This window comes from Pseudomaricurvus albidus, from assembly GCF_018863235.1.
GTDB classification, from domain to species: Bacteria; Pseudomonadota; Gammaproteobacteria; order Pseudomonadales; family Cellvibrionaceae; genus Pseudomaricurvus; species Pseudomaricurvus albidus.
Map to the genome: position 1 here is coordinate 108,666 of NZ_JAHKRS010000007.1, position 14,264 is coordinate 122,929.

Genomic DNA, 14,264 nt, shown 5'->3' on the forward strand with positions numbered 1-14,264 from the left:
TGGTTGAGTGGTTATTGAGAGATTTGATGTAAACGTAGGGACAGTTCTGCCCGAAGTATAGCTTTTACCTTACCAGAGGGCGAACACAGGCTTTTCCCGGTGCCCTAGTATGCAATACAGGTGTCTCTGAGTCAGGAATGACTCAAAAGTTCATCAATATGGGTAAGTAAGTTGATCAATGCCTGGCCGTTTTGGGAGGTGTGTCGGAAATACTCTTCAGCGATGGGTGCAATACCGCATTTTTTCGGCAGCGGCTGCTCGTGAATAATCATCATATGCAGGCGAGGCAGGAAAATAAATTGCAGCCACTGAGGCAGTCTCAGTGTGTCGATACAAAATGGCTGGGTGCTGGCCAGGGCTTCAGCGGAGGGCGGCGTGCTGTCCCATTCATCGAGAATCTTGAGTTCGTGTTCTATATCGGCCAGGGCCTGTAGCAATTGGGTTCTCATGGGGTTCTCAGACTGAGGTGCCGCGCTCAGGACAGATCCCGGCTGAACGGCGGCAGGGAATTTAAAATAGCGGTGCCATAACGCCTAGTCACCACGCGCCGGTCCAGCAGTGTGATGGTGCCTGTGTCGCTTTCTGTCCGCAGCAGTCGGCCGCAGGCCTGTACCAGTTTGATGGCTGCATCCGGCACGCTGATTTCCATAAACGGGTTGCCGCCGCGGGTTTCAATCCATTCCGCAAGAGAGGCCTCGACAGGATCGTCGGGAACGGAAAAAGGTATCTTGGCGATCACCACGTGGCGGCAGTAATCGCCGGGCAGATCCACACCCTCTGCAAAGCTGGCAAGACCAAAGATAACGCTGCCTTCGCCGCTGTCGATGCGCTGTTTGTGTTCATCGATCAATGCCTGCTTGGAGCGGTCACCCTGTACCAGAATGATGTCTTGCCAGTCGCCGGGCAGGGCGTCGTAGACATCCAGCATTTGCCGGCGGGAGGAAAACAGCACCAGACTGCCCTCGTTGATGTCCAGAATTTCCGGCAGTGAATCAACAATGGAAAGCGTGTGGGCACTGGCATTGCTGGCATCTGAGGCCTGAGAGGGCACGCGCAAGACTCCGGCCTTGGTAAAGTCGAACGGGCTGGGCACCACGTGGTACTGACTGTCCTGTGGTGTGCCGGCTCGCATCTGAAAGCGACCGAAGTGTCCGAGGGCTGTGAGTGTGGCTGAGGTGACGACCGCTCCGCAGCACTGATTCCAGAGGCCGTATTCGAGGGTGCGCGAAGCGAGAATCGGGCTGGAGCAGACTTCAAAATCCAGGTTGCCACCCTGTTCGACCAGCGTGAACCAGCGGGCCTTGGGCACTGAGCCTTGAGGGTCCGGCGAGGCGTAGCTGGCCCAGAGATCTTTGTTGGCCTCCGCGCGGGACTGCCAGATTCCGACGGTGGGGAAGGCATTTTCCAGATCCACTTTGGGGACCGGACAGTGGGCGTCTTCCATGGCCTCGTTGATTTCATTGGCCATCTTGCCCAGCAGTTCGGCGAGACGGTCGAAAGAACGTTTGATGTCGACACAGGCCATCTGCATTTCGGGATGGATAAGGCCTCCCTCAAAGCGGTGGCGGGGCGTGTGATCGTTGGGATCAATGGTGTCGGCCAGTGACTGGAACATGGGGATGACTTTATCCAGTTCCTGTTTGGCATCCAGCATGGCGGCCGGCAGCTGTTCCCCAAAGCGGTCTACATTACCTGCGCCACTGACTTGGGCCAGCAGGTTGGCTACCGGCTTCTGGCTCTGTTCCAGCCATTTGCTGGTGCTGATCAGACGGCTGTGCTGAGCAAAGTGATTGAGGGCTTTGTCTGGCAGGTGGTGCCCTTCGTCGAACACATAGATGGCGTCTTCCGGCGCGGGCAGGATGGCTCCACCGCCAAGGGCCAGATCCGCCAGCACCAGGTCGTGATTGGTAACGATGCAGTCCACACTGCCGAGGTTATCCCGCGCCTTCATAAAACTGCAGGCGGACACATTCGCGCAGCGGCGGCCGGTGCACTGACGGTGGTCGGTGGTGACCCTTTGCCAGTCCTCGTCCTGCACACCGTCTTTCCATTCGTCGCGGTCGCCGTTCCACTTATTGGCGGCCATGGCGTCCATCATGGATTGATAGATCTGAACACTCTGTTCGCCCATCTGCGGCAGTTCGTCTTCGTACAGCGCTTGAGTGGGATTGCTGGCCATATCGACGTTATTCAGCAGGGCATCCAGCTTGGACAGGCACAGATAGCGTCCGCGTCCCTTCGCCAGTGACACTTTGAAATTCAGGCCGCTGTGTCGCAGGACTTCAGGGATGTCCTTGTTCACGATCTGTTCCTGCAGTGCCACGGTGGCGGTGGAGACAATGACCTTTTTGCCCAGGGCCTTGGCAATGGGCAGGGTCGCCAGCAGGTAAGCGACTGTCTTGCCAGTACCGGTTCCCGCTTCCACAACACAGATGTGGCCCTCGTTGTCCCGGACGTTCTCGTCATCCAGATGAATGTTGCCGAGGGTTTTGGCGATTTCGGCAATCATCAGTTTCTGACCATAGCGGGCCTTGAGTTCCTTGTTATTGAGAAACTCGGTGTAGGCAGTCTGGATGGTTTTTTTCAGTTCGGGAGTGAGCATGGATTTGGGGTGTCAGAATTTCCGGCAAAGACGGCAATTCTACTGTGTTATGGACTTCGAGGGTATGAGAAATACGGTTGAGATTGTTGGCAGGCATAAAGGCACTGTCCGAGGTGAGGAGATGGGGGCAGGCATGGCTCTGCCCCTGTGGTGTGGGTGCGAAAGAGGGTTCAGCGATCCAGAATGCGTTTTGCCAGCGCACGGGTTGAGCTGTCCCAGTCTTCCGGCAGTTTACCGCTGTGCAATGCGCCGGCAATGGTGGTGCCCAGCTGTTTGCCCAGTTCGACCCCCCACTGGTCAAAAGCGTTGATGTTGAGCAGGACACTGAGCGCATAAACTTTGTGTTCGTACAGGGCGATCAGGCTGCCCAGTGAGCGGGGTGTGAGCTGATCGAGGACCAGTGTGTTGCTGGGGCGATTGCCCGGGATGACTTTGTGAGGGGCGAGCTGCTCTGCTTCGGCTTTGGACTTGCCGCTATCCATCAGCTCCTGTTTGGCCCGGGCCAGTGACTTGCCTTCCAGCAGGGCCTGACTCTGGCTCAGACAGCAGGCGAGCAGCTGCTGGTGTTGTCCGGTGTAAGGATGATTGGGCCTCAGGCTGGTGATGAAATCCACAGGAATCATTTGCGTGCCCTGATGGAACAGTTGGTGAAAAGAGTGCTGGCCGTTGCTTTCTTCCGTACCCCAGATGGCAATACCCGTAGGGTAATCCACGGCCTCGCCGTCGATATTGACGGATTTGCCGAGGCTTTCCATGTCCAGTTGCTGCAAAAAATCCGGGAAGCGTTGCAGCTGGTGGCAGTAGGGCAGTGCCGCCTGACTTTTGGCTCCCCAACACTGGCTGTACCAGAAAGTGATAAATGCCAGGATGACGGGCATGTTGTGTTTCAGGTCTGCGGTGGCAAAGTGCTCATCCATGCTGGATGCGCCTTCGAGCAATTCCTCAAAAGCCTGCCAGCCGACGGCAATGGCAATGGGCAGGCCGATAGCTGACCAGAGGGAATAGCGGCCGCCCACCCAATCCCACATGGGGAAGATGTTTTCTTCATCAATGCCGAATTCGATGGCGTTTTTCAGGTTGGTGCTGATGCCGACAAAGTGATGCTTCAGATGATCAATGCTGCAACCGCTGCTGATGATCCATTGCCGCGCGGCTTTGGCGTTTTCCAGGGTTTCCAAAGTGGTGAAAGACTTTGATGCCACAATAAACAGCGTGGTTTCGGGCTTCAGTTTCTTCAGCGTGTGGTGTATTTCGGCGCCATCAATGTTGGCGACAAAATGGACGTTAATCTGAGGCAAATGGAAGTCCGACAGCGCCTTGCAGGCCATGCGTGGCCCCAGATCTGAGCCGCCAATGCCGATGTTAACCACGTCGGTGATGGTCTGGCCGGAGTGTCCCTGCCATTGGCCTTCGTGGAGCCTGGTGACAAACGAACACATTTTGTCCTTGGCTGCGCGGATTTCATCCTGCACCGAGGCCTGAGGAAGGGCGGAACCCGGTTGCTGTCGCAGGGCGCTGTGCCAGGCTGGGCGATCTTCGGTGTTGTTGACGTGTTGTCCAGTGAGCAGTTTCTCAATGGCCTGCGGCAGTTGGCAATCGTCAGCCAGTGCCAGCAAATGCTTGATGGTGGTTTCGTTCAGATGGTTCTTGGAATAGTCCAGAAACAAGGGCCCTACCTGCAGTGAGTAGTGCTCCGCTCTGTGGGGATCCAGCTGGAACAGCTCGTTCAGGTCACTGTTCCAGGCTTGTTTGTGTGCCAGGAGGGTTTCCCAGTGGGGGAGGTGCTGTGACAAGGTGGCGCGAGCGTCAGTAGCTTCCATGAAATGACTTTGCCTCAAAAAAAGATTGTAGGTCAATGATAGCCCCGCAGTAGCCAGTTGTGCAGTGGACGGTTCAAACTGCAGGGTCTCTGGAAAATCAGGGGCGTTTTATTGTGGCGGGCTGGTCGGCAGGCTTGTCGAGTTGGTTGCGATCAAGGTTCTGTGCTCAGCCCGAATGTAATCCCAAGCAAGTATCATGCGCGAAAATGCTCTCATCCGGCGAGAGTAGGGTGTGGGGCTTACTTTTTGTCGCAGAGGGGCGGAGCTGGCCGCCCACTGAGGTTAATGATCCCGTCCGACCGAGAAATCCGCCAGTTGGCTCATGGCCTGTTTGAAGCGGCTTTCTGGCAGGTGAGAAAGCTGGGCAATGGCCAGATCTGCCTGCTGGCGGGCGCTGTCCGCGGTGTACTTGAGGGCGCCGGTAGAGTTGACGATGGCAACGATCTCGTCCAGTTGCTCAATGCCGCCTTCGCGGATGGCGTTGGCGATGAGTTCGGCCTGTTCTTCTGAGCCTTCACGCATGGCGTAAATCAGGGGCAGTGTGGGTTTGCCCTCTGCCAGATCGTCGCCGACATTTTTGCCCAGTGCCTCGGCGTCGCCTTCGTAATCCAGAGCGTCATCGACCAGTTGAAAGGCCAGCCCAAGATGGTAGCCGTAACGCTTCAGGGCATGCCGTTGCTCGTCGCTGGCGTCGGACAGCACGGCGCCGACTTCACAGGCGGCTTCAAACAGGGCGCCGGTCTTTTTGTAGATCACTTCCAGGTAGTTTTCTTCGCTGACACTGGGGTCTTTGGCGTTCACCAGTTGCTGCACTTCGCCTTCAGAAATGGTATTGGTGGTATCGGACAAAATTTGCATGATGTCCATATTGCCGATGGCCACCATCATTTGAAACGCGCGGGAATAGAGGAAGTCACCCACCAGCACGCTGGGGGCGTTGCCCCATTTTGCGTTGGCGGTCAGGCGGCCGCGGCGCATGTCGGAGATGTCGACGACATCGTCGTGAAGCAGGGTGGCAGTGTGAATAAACTCGATGATCGCTGCCAGATCCAGGTGCCTGGTATTGCCCTCTTTTTCGGTGTAGCCCAGCGCATTGGCGGTTAAAAGCACCAAAAGGGGGCGCAAACGCTTGCCGCCGGCTTCCACGAGGTAGTGGCCAATGTTCTCTACCAGATCAACGTTGGAGTGTAATTGGTCAATAATCAGTTGATTGACGGCGCTGAAATCACCTTCAACAGCTTTATGAAAAGGCAGCATGGGGGGTTAATATCCAGAAAAGCACAATGGGGAGCGTAAACGGGCATGCTATGGGCGTGGCGGAAAGCTGTCAAGAGACGGGGCAGACGCCGGCTGCCAAAACCGGTGCCATTAAATTGCTCTGTGGCAGTGGTTATCAGGCTTGCGGCGGATCCCCGTTTGCCGTAGAATCTGCGCCCCTGCCGCTTGCTGTCTTTAATTTGGGTGCTATATGGACTCGGGTTGGATGCAAAGAGCAGAAATATTGAACTGAGTTAGGTATACGACGCAAGCTCTCCCTTTAAAGCGAACCAGGTGTCTGGCGCTGCTTCGTGTCGTCCAATGTCTAATTGGAGCATGTAAATGTACGCAGTATTTAAAAGTGGTGGCAAGCAACACCGCGTAGTGGAAGGCGAAACCCTGAAACTGGAAAAAATTGAAGTAGCTACTGGTGAAACCATCGACTTCGACGAAGTTCTGCTGGTTGCCAATGGTGAAGACATCAAAATCGGAGCTCCGGTTGTTGATGGCGCTAAAGTAACTGCCGAAGTGGTTAGCCACGGTCGCGGCGAGAAAGTGAAAATCATCAAGTTCCGTCGTCGTAAGCACTCCATGAAGCGCCAAGGTCACCGTCAGTGGTACACCGAGGTGAAAATCACGGGTATCAAAGGTTAATCGGGTTAATAGCGTTTTATATTAACTCATAGCATTCATTGAAGGAGTTTGACTCATGGCTCACAAAAAAGCTGGTGGTAGTACTCGTAACGGTCGCGACTCAGAGAGTAAGCGACTCGGTGTAAAGCGTTTCGGTGGACAAGCCGTTATCGCTGGTAACATTCTGGTACGTCAGCGCGGAACCAAGTTCCACGCCGGTGAGAATGTTGGCATTGGTAAAGACCACACTCTGTTCGCAAAAGCCGATGGCGTTGTGAAGTTTGAAGTGAAAGGCGACAAAAACCGTAAGTTTGTCAGCATCGTTGCCGCGTAAGTCGCAGCAATCATTCTGACTAACGGGTTTGGGGGTGTAGCCTCCTGCCTTAACAAAAGCCCCGTCATCCATGATGGGGCTTTTGCGTTTTGAAAACGTGAATTTTTTATTCCGAAGGCGGGTACCGTGAGGTGCGGGCTTTCGGGGTGGGTGGCGCGAATGTCATCTCATATTGGCTGTATACTGGGTGTATCCCAGTCGAGTACCGGAGAAGTCTCATGAAATTTGTTGATGAAGCGCCAATTTATGTGGCCGCGGGTAATGGTGGCAACGGCTGCATGAGCTTCTGGCGGGAAAAGTTTGTAGCCAAGGGTGGCCCGGACGGTGGTGACGGCGGCGATGGCGGCAGTGTCTATCTGGAAGCGGATAGTGAGCTGAATACCCTGGTGGATTATCGTTATCAGCCCAAGTATCGCGCCGAGCACGGTCAGTCCGGACGCGGTGCCAACTGTACCGGCGCAAAAGGCGCTGACCTGATTCTGAAGGTGCCTGTGGGAACCACGGTGCTGGATACGGACACTGAAGAAAAGCTGGGTGATTTGACTGAAGCAGGTCAGCGGTTGATGGTGGCTCGCGGAGGATTCCACGGCATCGGCAATGCGCGTTTCAAATCCTCGGTGAATCGCGCTCCGCGGCAAACCAAGCCGGGTCAGCCAGGCGAAGAGCGAAATTTAAAGCTGGAATTGAAAGTGCTGGCAGACGTAGGGCTGCTGGGCTTGCCCAATGCCGGCAAGAGCACATTCATTCGGGCGGTATCGTCTGCCAAGCCAAAAGTGGCGGATTATCCGTTTACCACGCTGGTGCCTAACCTGGGTGTGGTCAAGGTTCAGTCCCATCGCAGCTTTGTGGTGGCAGATATTCCCGGTGTTATTGAAGGGGCGGCCGAGGGTGCAGGGTTGGGAATTCGTTTTCTCAAGCATTTGACCCGCTGTCGCGTGTTGCTGCATTTGGTGGATATGTCCCCGTTTGATGGCTCCAGTCCTGCCGGTAATGCCCAGGCGATTATTGATGAGCTGGGTGAGTTTTCGCCGACACTGGCCAAGCGTGACCGCTGGTTGTTGCTGAACAAGGTGGACTTGTTGCCGCCGGATGAGGTTGAGGCTCGCTGTCAGGACGTGATCGATCAGCTGGGCTGGGAAGGGCCGGTGTTCCGTATCTCTGCCATCAACAAGCAGGGAACTCAGGAGTTGTGTGGTCAGGTTCTGGATTATCTGGAAGAGCGCTGGGAGGCTGAAAAGGCCGATCCGGAGCTGGCAGAAGCAGAGTTCGCCATGCAGGAAGCCATGCAGGACGAGGCTCGCGAGCGTATTGAAGAGTTGCGGGCACGCCATCGGGCGCAGCGTCAGGCTGCCAAAGACGATGATGATTTTGATGACGACGATTACGATGTCGATTTTGAGTATGTGCCTTAAGGCTTGAGGGCAGGAAACAGTCAGGATGAGTATTCGAGAACAATTGCCCACGGCCCAGCGCTGGGTGGTCAAAATTGGCAGTGCGTTATTGACCAACAATGGTCAGGGTCTGGATGCGCCGGCCATAGCGGGCTGGGTTGAACAGCTGGCCCAATTGCAAAAGTCCGGCGTTGAGTTGGTGTTGGTGTCTTCTGGTGCTGTGGCAGCCGGGATGACGCATTTGGGTTGGAGCGAGCGACCGGATGCCATTCATGAGCTGCAGGCTGCAGCCGCTGTGGGTCAGACCCGTCTGGTGCAGACTTACGAGCAGGAATTTCAGAAATACGGTCTCAATACCGCGCAGGTGCTGCTGGATCATGATGATTTATCCAATCGTCAGCGCTATCTCAATGCCCGCTCAACCTTGCGAGCATTGACGGGACTTGGAATTATTCCGATCGTCAATGAAAACGATACGGTTGTTACGGATGAGATTCGGTTTGGCGATAACGACACCCTGGGGGCTCTGGTGGCCAATCTGGTGGTGGCGGATGTCCTGGTGATACTGACGGATCAGGATGGCATGTATACGGCGGATCCCCGCTCAAACCCGGATGCTCAACTGATCGGTGAGACGGATGCAAACGATGTCACCCTGGATGCCAAGGCGGGTGATGGCGGCAAGCTGGGTCGTGGCGGCATGATTACCAAGGTGCGTGCGGCTCGTCTGGCAGCGCGCTCTGGGGCGCATACGGTCATTGTCGGCGGGCGTATCGAGAATGTTGTCACCCGGCTGCGAGCGGGTGAATCTCTGGGCACCCTGTTGACGGCCGATCAGCGTCCGCAGGCTGCCCGCAAGCGCTGGCTGGCGGGCCAGTTGCAGGTCAGGGGATGTCTGGTGCTGGATGACGGTGCTGTGCGTGTTCTGAAGCAGCAGGGTAAAAGCCTGTTGCCGGTGGGTGTACGCAGTGCAGAAGGCGATTTCAATCGCGGTGATATGGTGTCCTGTGTGGATTCTGAGGGTAGCGAAGTTGCCCGCGGGCTGGTGAATTACAGTGTGCAGGAGTCCCGACGTATTATTGGACGTCCCAGCGAGGAAATCGAATCCCGTCTGGGTTATGTGGACGAGCCGGAGCTGATCCATCGGGACAATCTGGTTGTTCTTTGATGTGGGTGTTGTTTGATTTTGATGTAGTGCTTTTCGGTACTCTTCCTTTGTTTTATTCCGTTCCGTTTAAGAGTCTGCCTCTATGAGTATTTTTAAAGACCATATTGATGCCATGTCGGCTTACAAGCCTCCTTTGGAGGGGCGTGACCCGGTGGAATACACCCTGCTGGATTTTAATGAGCGCACCATTGAGGTGGTGGAACCTATCCGTGAAGCATTGCATGGGTTGATTGATAGTGGTCGTCTGCATATGTATCCCTCCTATGGGGATATTGCTGAGCAGATAGCAGATTATGCAGGTGTTGGAGCGGATCAGGTGATGATCACCAACGGTTCTGATCATGGGATCGATTTGATCATTCGCTCGGCCTGTCAGGTGGGGGACGAAATTATCATTCCGGGGCCCAGCTTTGCCATGTATTCGCAGTGTGCAAAGTTTGAAGGGTTGCACATGGTTGAGCCGCAATACACCCGTGAAGGCGGGTATCCGGTAGATGAGGTTATTTCCTCGGTGACGGACAAGACGCGGGTGGTTGTGGTGTCCAATCCGAACAACCCTTGTGGCACGATAGTCAGTCCGGACGATATTGTGCGCATTGCCAAGGCGGCGCCGGGCGCCGCGATTTTGGTGGATGAATGCTATTTTGAGTACAGTCAGGTGACCGTGGCGGATCGTCTGCACGAGAGCCCTAATATCCTCATTACCCGCACTTTTTCCAAAACCTGGGGCTTGCCCTCCATTCGTCTGGGTTATGTGCTGAGTGTGGCCGATAATATCAATGCGTTGCTGAATGTGCGCGGACCCTACGATATTAATCAGTTTGCGGTGGTCGCGGTCAGTGCGGGGCTCAAATGTCGTGATTTGACGCTGGCGTATGTGAAAGAGGTTATGGAGGTGTCCAAGCCCTTGCTGGAGGCTTTTCTGGAGCAGAGAGGTGTCGAGTTTTGGCCCAGTGCGGCCAACTACCTGTGGGTTTTTCCTCAGAACCCTGAAGCTATTGAGCTGGCTTTGAGGGATGAGAAAATACTGGTGCGTCCCAAAGCCAATGCCGAAGGGCAGTTGGGTTTGAGGATGACCATTGGTACTGAAGAGCAGACCCGTCATTTGATCGACGTGCTGGGGCGAGCCCTGCCATAGGCGTCTTCATTCCATGAGTCCCCGGTTTTTTGGGGGGGGCTCCTGCAGTATTCTGCAGACACAAAAAAGCCGACTCTGAAGTCGGCTTTTTTGTGTCTGACCCGAAATTGCCTGGCTTAAGCAGCCAGGGCCTTAATTTGGGCGTTCAGACGGCTCTTGTGACGAGCGGCTTTATTCTTGTGAATAATGCCTTTGTCAGCAACGCGGTCGATGACTGGAACTGCTGCATTGTAAGCAGCTTTGGCTTGTTCAGCATCACCAGCTTCAATGGCTGCAATTACTTTTTTCAGGTAAGTGCGCGCCATGGAGCGCAGGCTAGCGTTGTGCTTGCGTGCCTTTTCGTTTTGGCGCGCACGTTTTTTTGCTTGGGGTGAATTGGCCACCGTATTGCTCCTGTTAAAATTCGGGTACAAATCAAGGACGCGACATTATGCCTATTTATCGCCCTGTGTCAACATGGGTGGGCGATTAAAACCTCCGGGTTTTGAGGTGTGAGGGGAGTATCGCGCCAGCGGCACGTTACTTGGTTCCTGCGGCAATGGGTGTCACGTTATTGCTGTCGTCGGTGTCTTCCAGCAGGATCTCCGGCTTGCCCTTGCAGGCTTTGGCCAGTGCGTCACGGCGCTTGGCCAGAAGCAGGCCAATGGCTTCGCTGAGTTCTTCGTCTATTTGCACTTCCTGCTCGATCAGGCTGGTGATATTGGCAGCCAGCTCCAGCATTTTATCGTGTTCTTCGGCGTCTTTTTTGTTGTCGAACATACTTCCGTCTCTATCGCATTTCCAAACGGCAATGACAGCCATGGTGGGGCTCCTGTTGATTTTCTCTTGTCGCTTTAGATTTAACTGGTTTTTTGTACAGTATTCTTGTTGGCGGGGATTGTCAACTCCGCAAAATCTGAAGCCCGCAGATCAGATTCTGGCTCTGACGATGGGCATTCAGTACACTGCGTCTCTTTTGTTCTCTCTCCTGAAGGAGCAGTGGGGGCGAGGTTTCCGGTGGGGTTTGTTGTGCAGGGTAGTGCAAGAGACCATGCCAGCAGAGTGTCTAGAAGCAGGATGATGCGTTAGTGACAAAGCCAGAAGACAGTCAGGAAGTAGGACCAGCAGACGTAAAGCCGGCAGCGGGGTTATTGCGGTCCAGTGCACTGGTAGGAATGATGACCATGCTGTCGCGGGTTTTGGGGCTGGTCAGGGATGTGGTTTTTGCCCGTTTTATTGGTGCCGAGGCCGGTGCTGATGCCTTCTTTGTGGCCTTCAAGATCCCTAACTTCCTGCGTCGTCTGTTTGCCGAGGGTGCTTTTGCACAGGCGTTTGTTCCGGTGTTGTCCGAATATCGGGCTCAGGGCAGCATAGCAGCCGTAAGGGGGTTGCTGGATCGGGTGGCGGGGTGCCTGGGGCTGACTTTGGTGATGCTCACGGGGGTGGCGATGCTTGGGGCACCGGTGCTCACAGCGGTGTTTGCGCCTGGCTTTCTGGATGATCCGGTTCGTTTTCCTCTGGCGTCGGACATGATCCGCGTGACTTTCCCCTATCTGCTGCTGATTTCCATGACCGGCTTCGCCGGAGCCATTCTCAACAGTTATGACCGCTTTGCCATCCCGGCGTTTACGCCGGTGCTGTTGAATGTTGTGTTGATCTCGTCGGCGATATTGGCTGCCCCCTACTTTGATCCCCCGGTGATGGCGCTCGCCTGGGGGGTGCTGGCTGCGGGTGTGATTCAGCTGCTGTTCCAGCTGCCGTTTTTGGCTCGGCTGGGCTTGATGCCCCGGCCCAAGGTGGATTGGCAGGATGAAGGCGTGCGCAGAATTCTGAAGCTGATGGCTCCGGCGATCTTTGGTGTGTCGGTGAGTCAGATCAATTTGCTGCTGGATACCGTGCTGGCTTCGTTCCTGCCGACTGGCAGTGTGTCCTGGTTGTACTACTCGGATCGCTTGTCAGAGCTGCCTCTCGGAGTGTTTGCGATTGCCATTGCCACTGTGATCCTGCCGGGGCTGTCCCGTCAGCACGCCAGTGAAGATCCACAAAAATTTGCCCAGACGCTGGATTGGGCCGTCAGGCTGGTATTGCTGATTGCTCTGCCTGCCGCTGTGGCGCTGGTGATCCTGTCGCAGCCTATTCTGATGACGCTGTTTCAGTACGGTAAAACCACACCCGCCGATATCGCCATGTCGGCACTCAGCCTGAAGGCTTATGCTGTGGGGTTGGTGGCGTTTATGTTGATCAAGGTGTTGGCGCCTGGCTTTTATGCGCGTCAGGACATGAAAACCCCCGTTAAGATTGGGGTTATTGCCATGGTCAGCAATATGTTGCTCAACCTGCTGTTTGTGTTGCCTTTCTATTTCCTCTGGAATATCGGTCATGTGGGCCTGGCGCTGGCCACCTCCGTGTCTGCATTCATTAATATGGGGTTGTTGTGGCGCGGGCTCGCTAAAGAAGGGGTTTACCGTTCGGTGTCGCCGTGGGGCAAAACACTGATGCAGCTGGTCTTTGCCAATCTGTCCATGGCAGCCGTGTTGTTGATATTGATGACCCGGCTGAACGGTTGGGCGGAATGGCTGTGGACAGAGCGGGTTATGGCGCTGGCGCTGCTCTGTGTGGCCGGCCTGGTGGTCTATGGGGTGGCCTTGTTGGCTACCGGTTTGCGCCCCAGGCATATCCGCGGTGTTCATTAATCAGGTGACCAGCTGATTCTTGAGATTTTGAGGTTGGGTTTCTTCGCTGAGGAGCCTTTCTCTCAAGGGGATCTATCAGCAAGGCGAGCCACTTAACCCGGAGGATGTATCTAAGGTATACTCCGGCGTCTGTATATCGGGGTTTGGCTGATTTATGATCGATTGAGAGTCGTTCTTAAATGTTGGTCGGTGGCGGTAATTACGTCCGGCGGCAACATTTCTGATCACCCCCCGGAAAGTGAATTCAATTTGAGCCAGCCAGTGACCCAGATTCAGCAGCATTTTATTCGCGGCATGCACAACCTGCGCCCCATTCACCATGGCAGTGTAGTGACCATTGGCTCTTTTGACGGGGTGCATCTGGGACACCAGGCCATTATCCGTCAGGTGACGGCCAAGGCTGCAGAGCTGGAGGTGCCCTCGGTGGCTGTGGTATTTGAACCCCAGCCACATGAGTTCTTCTCTGGAGAGCAGGCGCCTGCAAGGTTGATGCGTCTGCGGGAAAAAGCACTTGCCCTGTATGAAGCGGGTATCGATCGGGTGTGTTGCCTGCAGTTTAACCAGACGTTGCGTTCATTGTCCGCAGAGCAATTTGTGCAGCAAATCCTGGTGGATGGGCTGGGTGTTAAATACCTGATTGTTGGCGATGACTTCCGGTTTGGTATGGACCGCAGCGGCGGCTACGGTTATCTCAGCAAGGCGGGGAAGACATACGGCTTTGAGGTGTGTGATACCGACACTTTTGAAGTCGATGGCGAGCGGGTCAGCAGCACGCGGATTCGCAGAGAGCTGGAACAGGGGAATTTTGACAAGGCCGCAGAGCTTTTGGGTAAGCCCTATACCATCAGTGGGCATGTGGGCTACGGGCAGCAATTGGGACGTACTTTGGGAGTTCCTACCGCCAATGTGCATCTGCATCGCTACCGCTCACCGTTGCAGGGGGTGTTTGCAGTTCGCGCCACCTTGCCCGATGGCAGTACTTATAACGGCGCGGCCAATGTGGGAGTGCGACCGACCATCGGTGAAAAGATCAAGCCGATACTGGAAGTTCACCTGCTGGATTTTAAGGGCTCGCTGTACGGCGAAATTATGACCGTCGAGTTTTTGCACAAGCTTCGCGAAGAGCAAAAATTTGATTCGCTGGATCTTTTGAAGGCGCAAATATATCGGGACATTGATGAGGCGAAAGCGTTTTTCGCTGGCTAGTCGATTACCTGATTAATCAATGTATCAATAGATGGCTGGTGTC

General features: G+C 55.0%; 13 protein-coding genes. 7 read left to right on the top strand and 6 right to left on the bottom strand.

All coding sequences use genetic code 11. The features are described 5' to 3' along the window. Window positions 1-131 precede the first annotated feature (131 nt). From KOI40_RS12600 to KOI40_RS12615, 4 genes are all read right to left on the bottom strand, one after another. Window positions 132-449 (bottom strand): YqcC family protein, encoded by a 318-nt coding sequence (locus KOI40_RS12600; RefSeq protein ID WP_216097881.1) that lies wholly within the window; start codon window positions 447-449, stop codon window positions 132-134. A gap of 26 nt (window positions 450-475) precedes the next feature. Beyond that, entirely contained in the window at window positions 476-2,602 is a 2,127-nt protein-coding gene (dinG, locus tag KOI40_RS12605) for an ATP-dependent DNA helicase DinG (RefSeq protein ID WP_216097882.1), read from the bottom strand. Between the two features lie 170 nt (window positions 2,603-2,772). Next, window positions 2,773-4,422, bottom strand: a complete 1,650-nt coding sequence (pgi, locus tag KOI40_RS12610; protein WP_216097883.1) for a glucose-6-phosphate isomerase — start codon at window positions 4,420-4,422, stop codon at window positions 2,773-2,775. A gap of 282 nt (window positions 4,423-4,704) precedes the next feature. Beyond that, window positions 4,705-5,679: a polyprenyl synthetase family protein gene (locus KOI40_RS12615; protein WP_216097884.1), complete on the bottom strand. Its 975-nt coding sequence runs from the start codon at window positions 5,677-5,679 to the stop codon at window positions 4,705-4,707. A gap of 342 nt (window positions 5,680-6,021) precedes the next feature. Here KOI40_RS12615 and rplU point away from each other — a divergent pair, with 342 nt between their 5' ends. From rplU to KOI40_RS12640, 5 genes are all read left to right on the top strand, one after another. After that, entirely contained in the window at window positions 6,022-6,333 is a 312-nt protein-coding gene (rplU, locus tag KOI40_RS12620) for a 50S ribosomal protein L21 (protein ID WP_216097885.1), read from the top strand. Between the two features lie 55 nt (window positions 6,334-6,388). Continuing rightward, window positions 6,389-6,646 (top strand): 50S ribosomal protein L27, encoded by a 258-nt coding sequence (gene rpmA / locus KOI40_RS12625; RefSeq protein ID WP_216097886.1) that lies wholly within the window; start codon window positions 6,389-6,391, stop codon window positions 6,644-6,646. 218 nt (window positions 6,647-6,864) lie between these two features. Further along, entirely contained in the window at window positions 6,865-8,058 is a 1,194-nt protein-coding gene (cgtA, locus tag KOI40_RS12630) for an Obg family GTPase CgtA (protein WP_216097887.1), read from the top strand. 25 nt (window positions 8,059-8,083) lie between these two features. Then, entirely contained in the window at window positions 8,084-9,205 is a 1,122-nt protein-coding gene (proB, locus tag KOI40_RS12635) for a glutamate 5-kinase (RefSeq protein ID WP_216097888.1), read from the top strand. A gap of 82 nt (window positions 9,206-9,287) precedes the next feature. Next, on the top strand, window positions 9,288-10,343 hold the full coding sequence (locus KOI40_RS12640; protein ID WP_216097889.1) for a pyridoxal phosphate-dependent aminotransferase: 1,056 nt from the start codon (window positions 9,288-9,290) through the stop codon (window positions 10,341-10,343). 116 nt (window positions 10,344-10,459) lie between these two features. On the opposite strand, the gene rpsT is transcribed toward KOI40_RS12640, so the two are convergent. Next, window positions 10,460-10,726, bottom strand: a complete 267-nt coding sequence (rpsT, locus tag KOI40_RS12645; protein ID WP_216097890.1) for a 30S ribosomal protein S20 — start codon at window positions 10,724-10,726, stop codon at window positions 10,460-10,462. Window positions 10,727-10,862: 136 nt separating this feature from the next. Further along, window positions 10,863-11,144: a YebG family protein gene (locus KOI40_RS12650; RefSeq protein ID WP_216097891.1), complete on the bottom strand. Its 282-nt coding sequence runs from the start codon at window positions 11,142-11,144 to the stop codon at window positions 10,863-10,865. 266 nt (window positions 11,145-11,410) lie between these two features. Between KOI40_RS12650 and murJ the strand changes: the two genes are divergently transcribed. Together murJ and ribF are read left to right on the top strand one after the other, a co-directional pair. Beyond that, the gene (gene murJ, locus KOI40_RS12655; protein WP_369413185.1) at window positions 11,411-13,015 is read left to right on the top strand and encodes a murein biosynthesis integral membrane protein MurJ; all 1,605 of its coding nucleotides are present in this window, start codon (window positions 11,411-11,413) and stop codon (window positions 13,013-13,015) included. Window positions 13,016-13,309: 294 nt separating this feature from the next. Beyond that, entirely contained in the window at window positions 13,310-14,221 is a 912-nt protein-coding gene (gene ribF / locus KOI40_RS12660; protein ID WP_216097981.1) for a bifunctional riboflavin kinase/FAD synthetase, read from the top strand. Window positions 14,222-14,264 lie beyond the last annotated feature (43 nt).

Excerpts from the sequence above, each read along its gene's own strand:
- KOI40_RS12600 (WP_216097881.1), bottom strand. The coding sequence starts at position 449 with ATGAGAACCCAATTGCTACAGGCCCTGGCCGATATAGAACACGAACTC.
- dinG (WP_216097882.1), bottom strand. The coding sequence starts at position 2,602 with ATGCTCACTCCCGAACTGAAAAAAACCATCCAGACTGCCTACACCGAG.
- pgi (WP_216097883.1), bottom strand. The coding sequence starts at position 4,422 with ATGGAAGCTACTGACGCTCGCGCCACCTTGTCACAGCACCTCCCCCAC.
- KOI40_RS12615 (WP_216097884.1), bottom strand. The coding sequence starts at position 5,679 with ATGCTGCCTTTTCATAAAGCTGTTGAAGGTGATTTCAGCGCCGTCAAT.
- rplU (WP_216097885.1), top strand. The coding sequence starts at position 6,022 with ATGTACGCAGTATTTAAAAGTGGTGGCAAGCAACACCGCGTAGTGGAA.
- rpmA (WP_216097886.1), top strand. The coding sequence starts at position 6,389 with ATGGCTCACAAAAAAGCTGGTGGTAGTACTCGTAACGGTCGCGACTCA.
- cgtA (WP_216097887.1), top strand. The coding sequence starts at position 6,865 with ATGAAATTTGTTGATGAAGCGCCAATTTATGTGGCCGCGGGTAATGGT.
- proB (WP_216097888.1), top strand. The coding sequence starts at position 8,084 with ATGAGTATTCGAGAACAATTGCCCACGGCCCAGCGCTGGGTGGTCAAA.
- KOI40_RS12640 (WP_216097889.1), top strand. The coding sequence starts at position 9,288 with ATGAGTATTTTTAAAGACCATATTGATGCCATGTCGGCTTACAAGCCT.
- KOI40_RS12650 (WP_216097891.1), bottom strand. The coding sequence starts at position 11,144 with ATGGCTGTCATTGCCGTTTGGAAATGCGATAGAGACGGAAGTATGTTC.
- ribF (WP_216097981.1), top strand. The coding sequence starts at position 13,310 with ATGCACAACCTGCGCCCCATTCACCATGGCAGTGTAGTGACCATTGGC.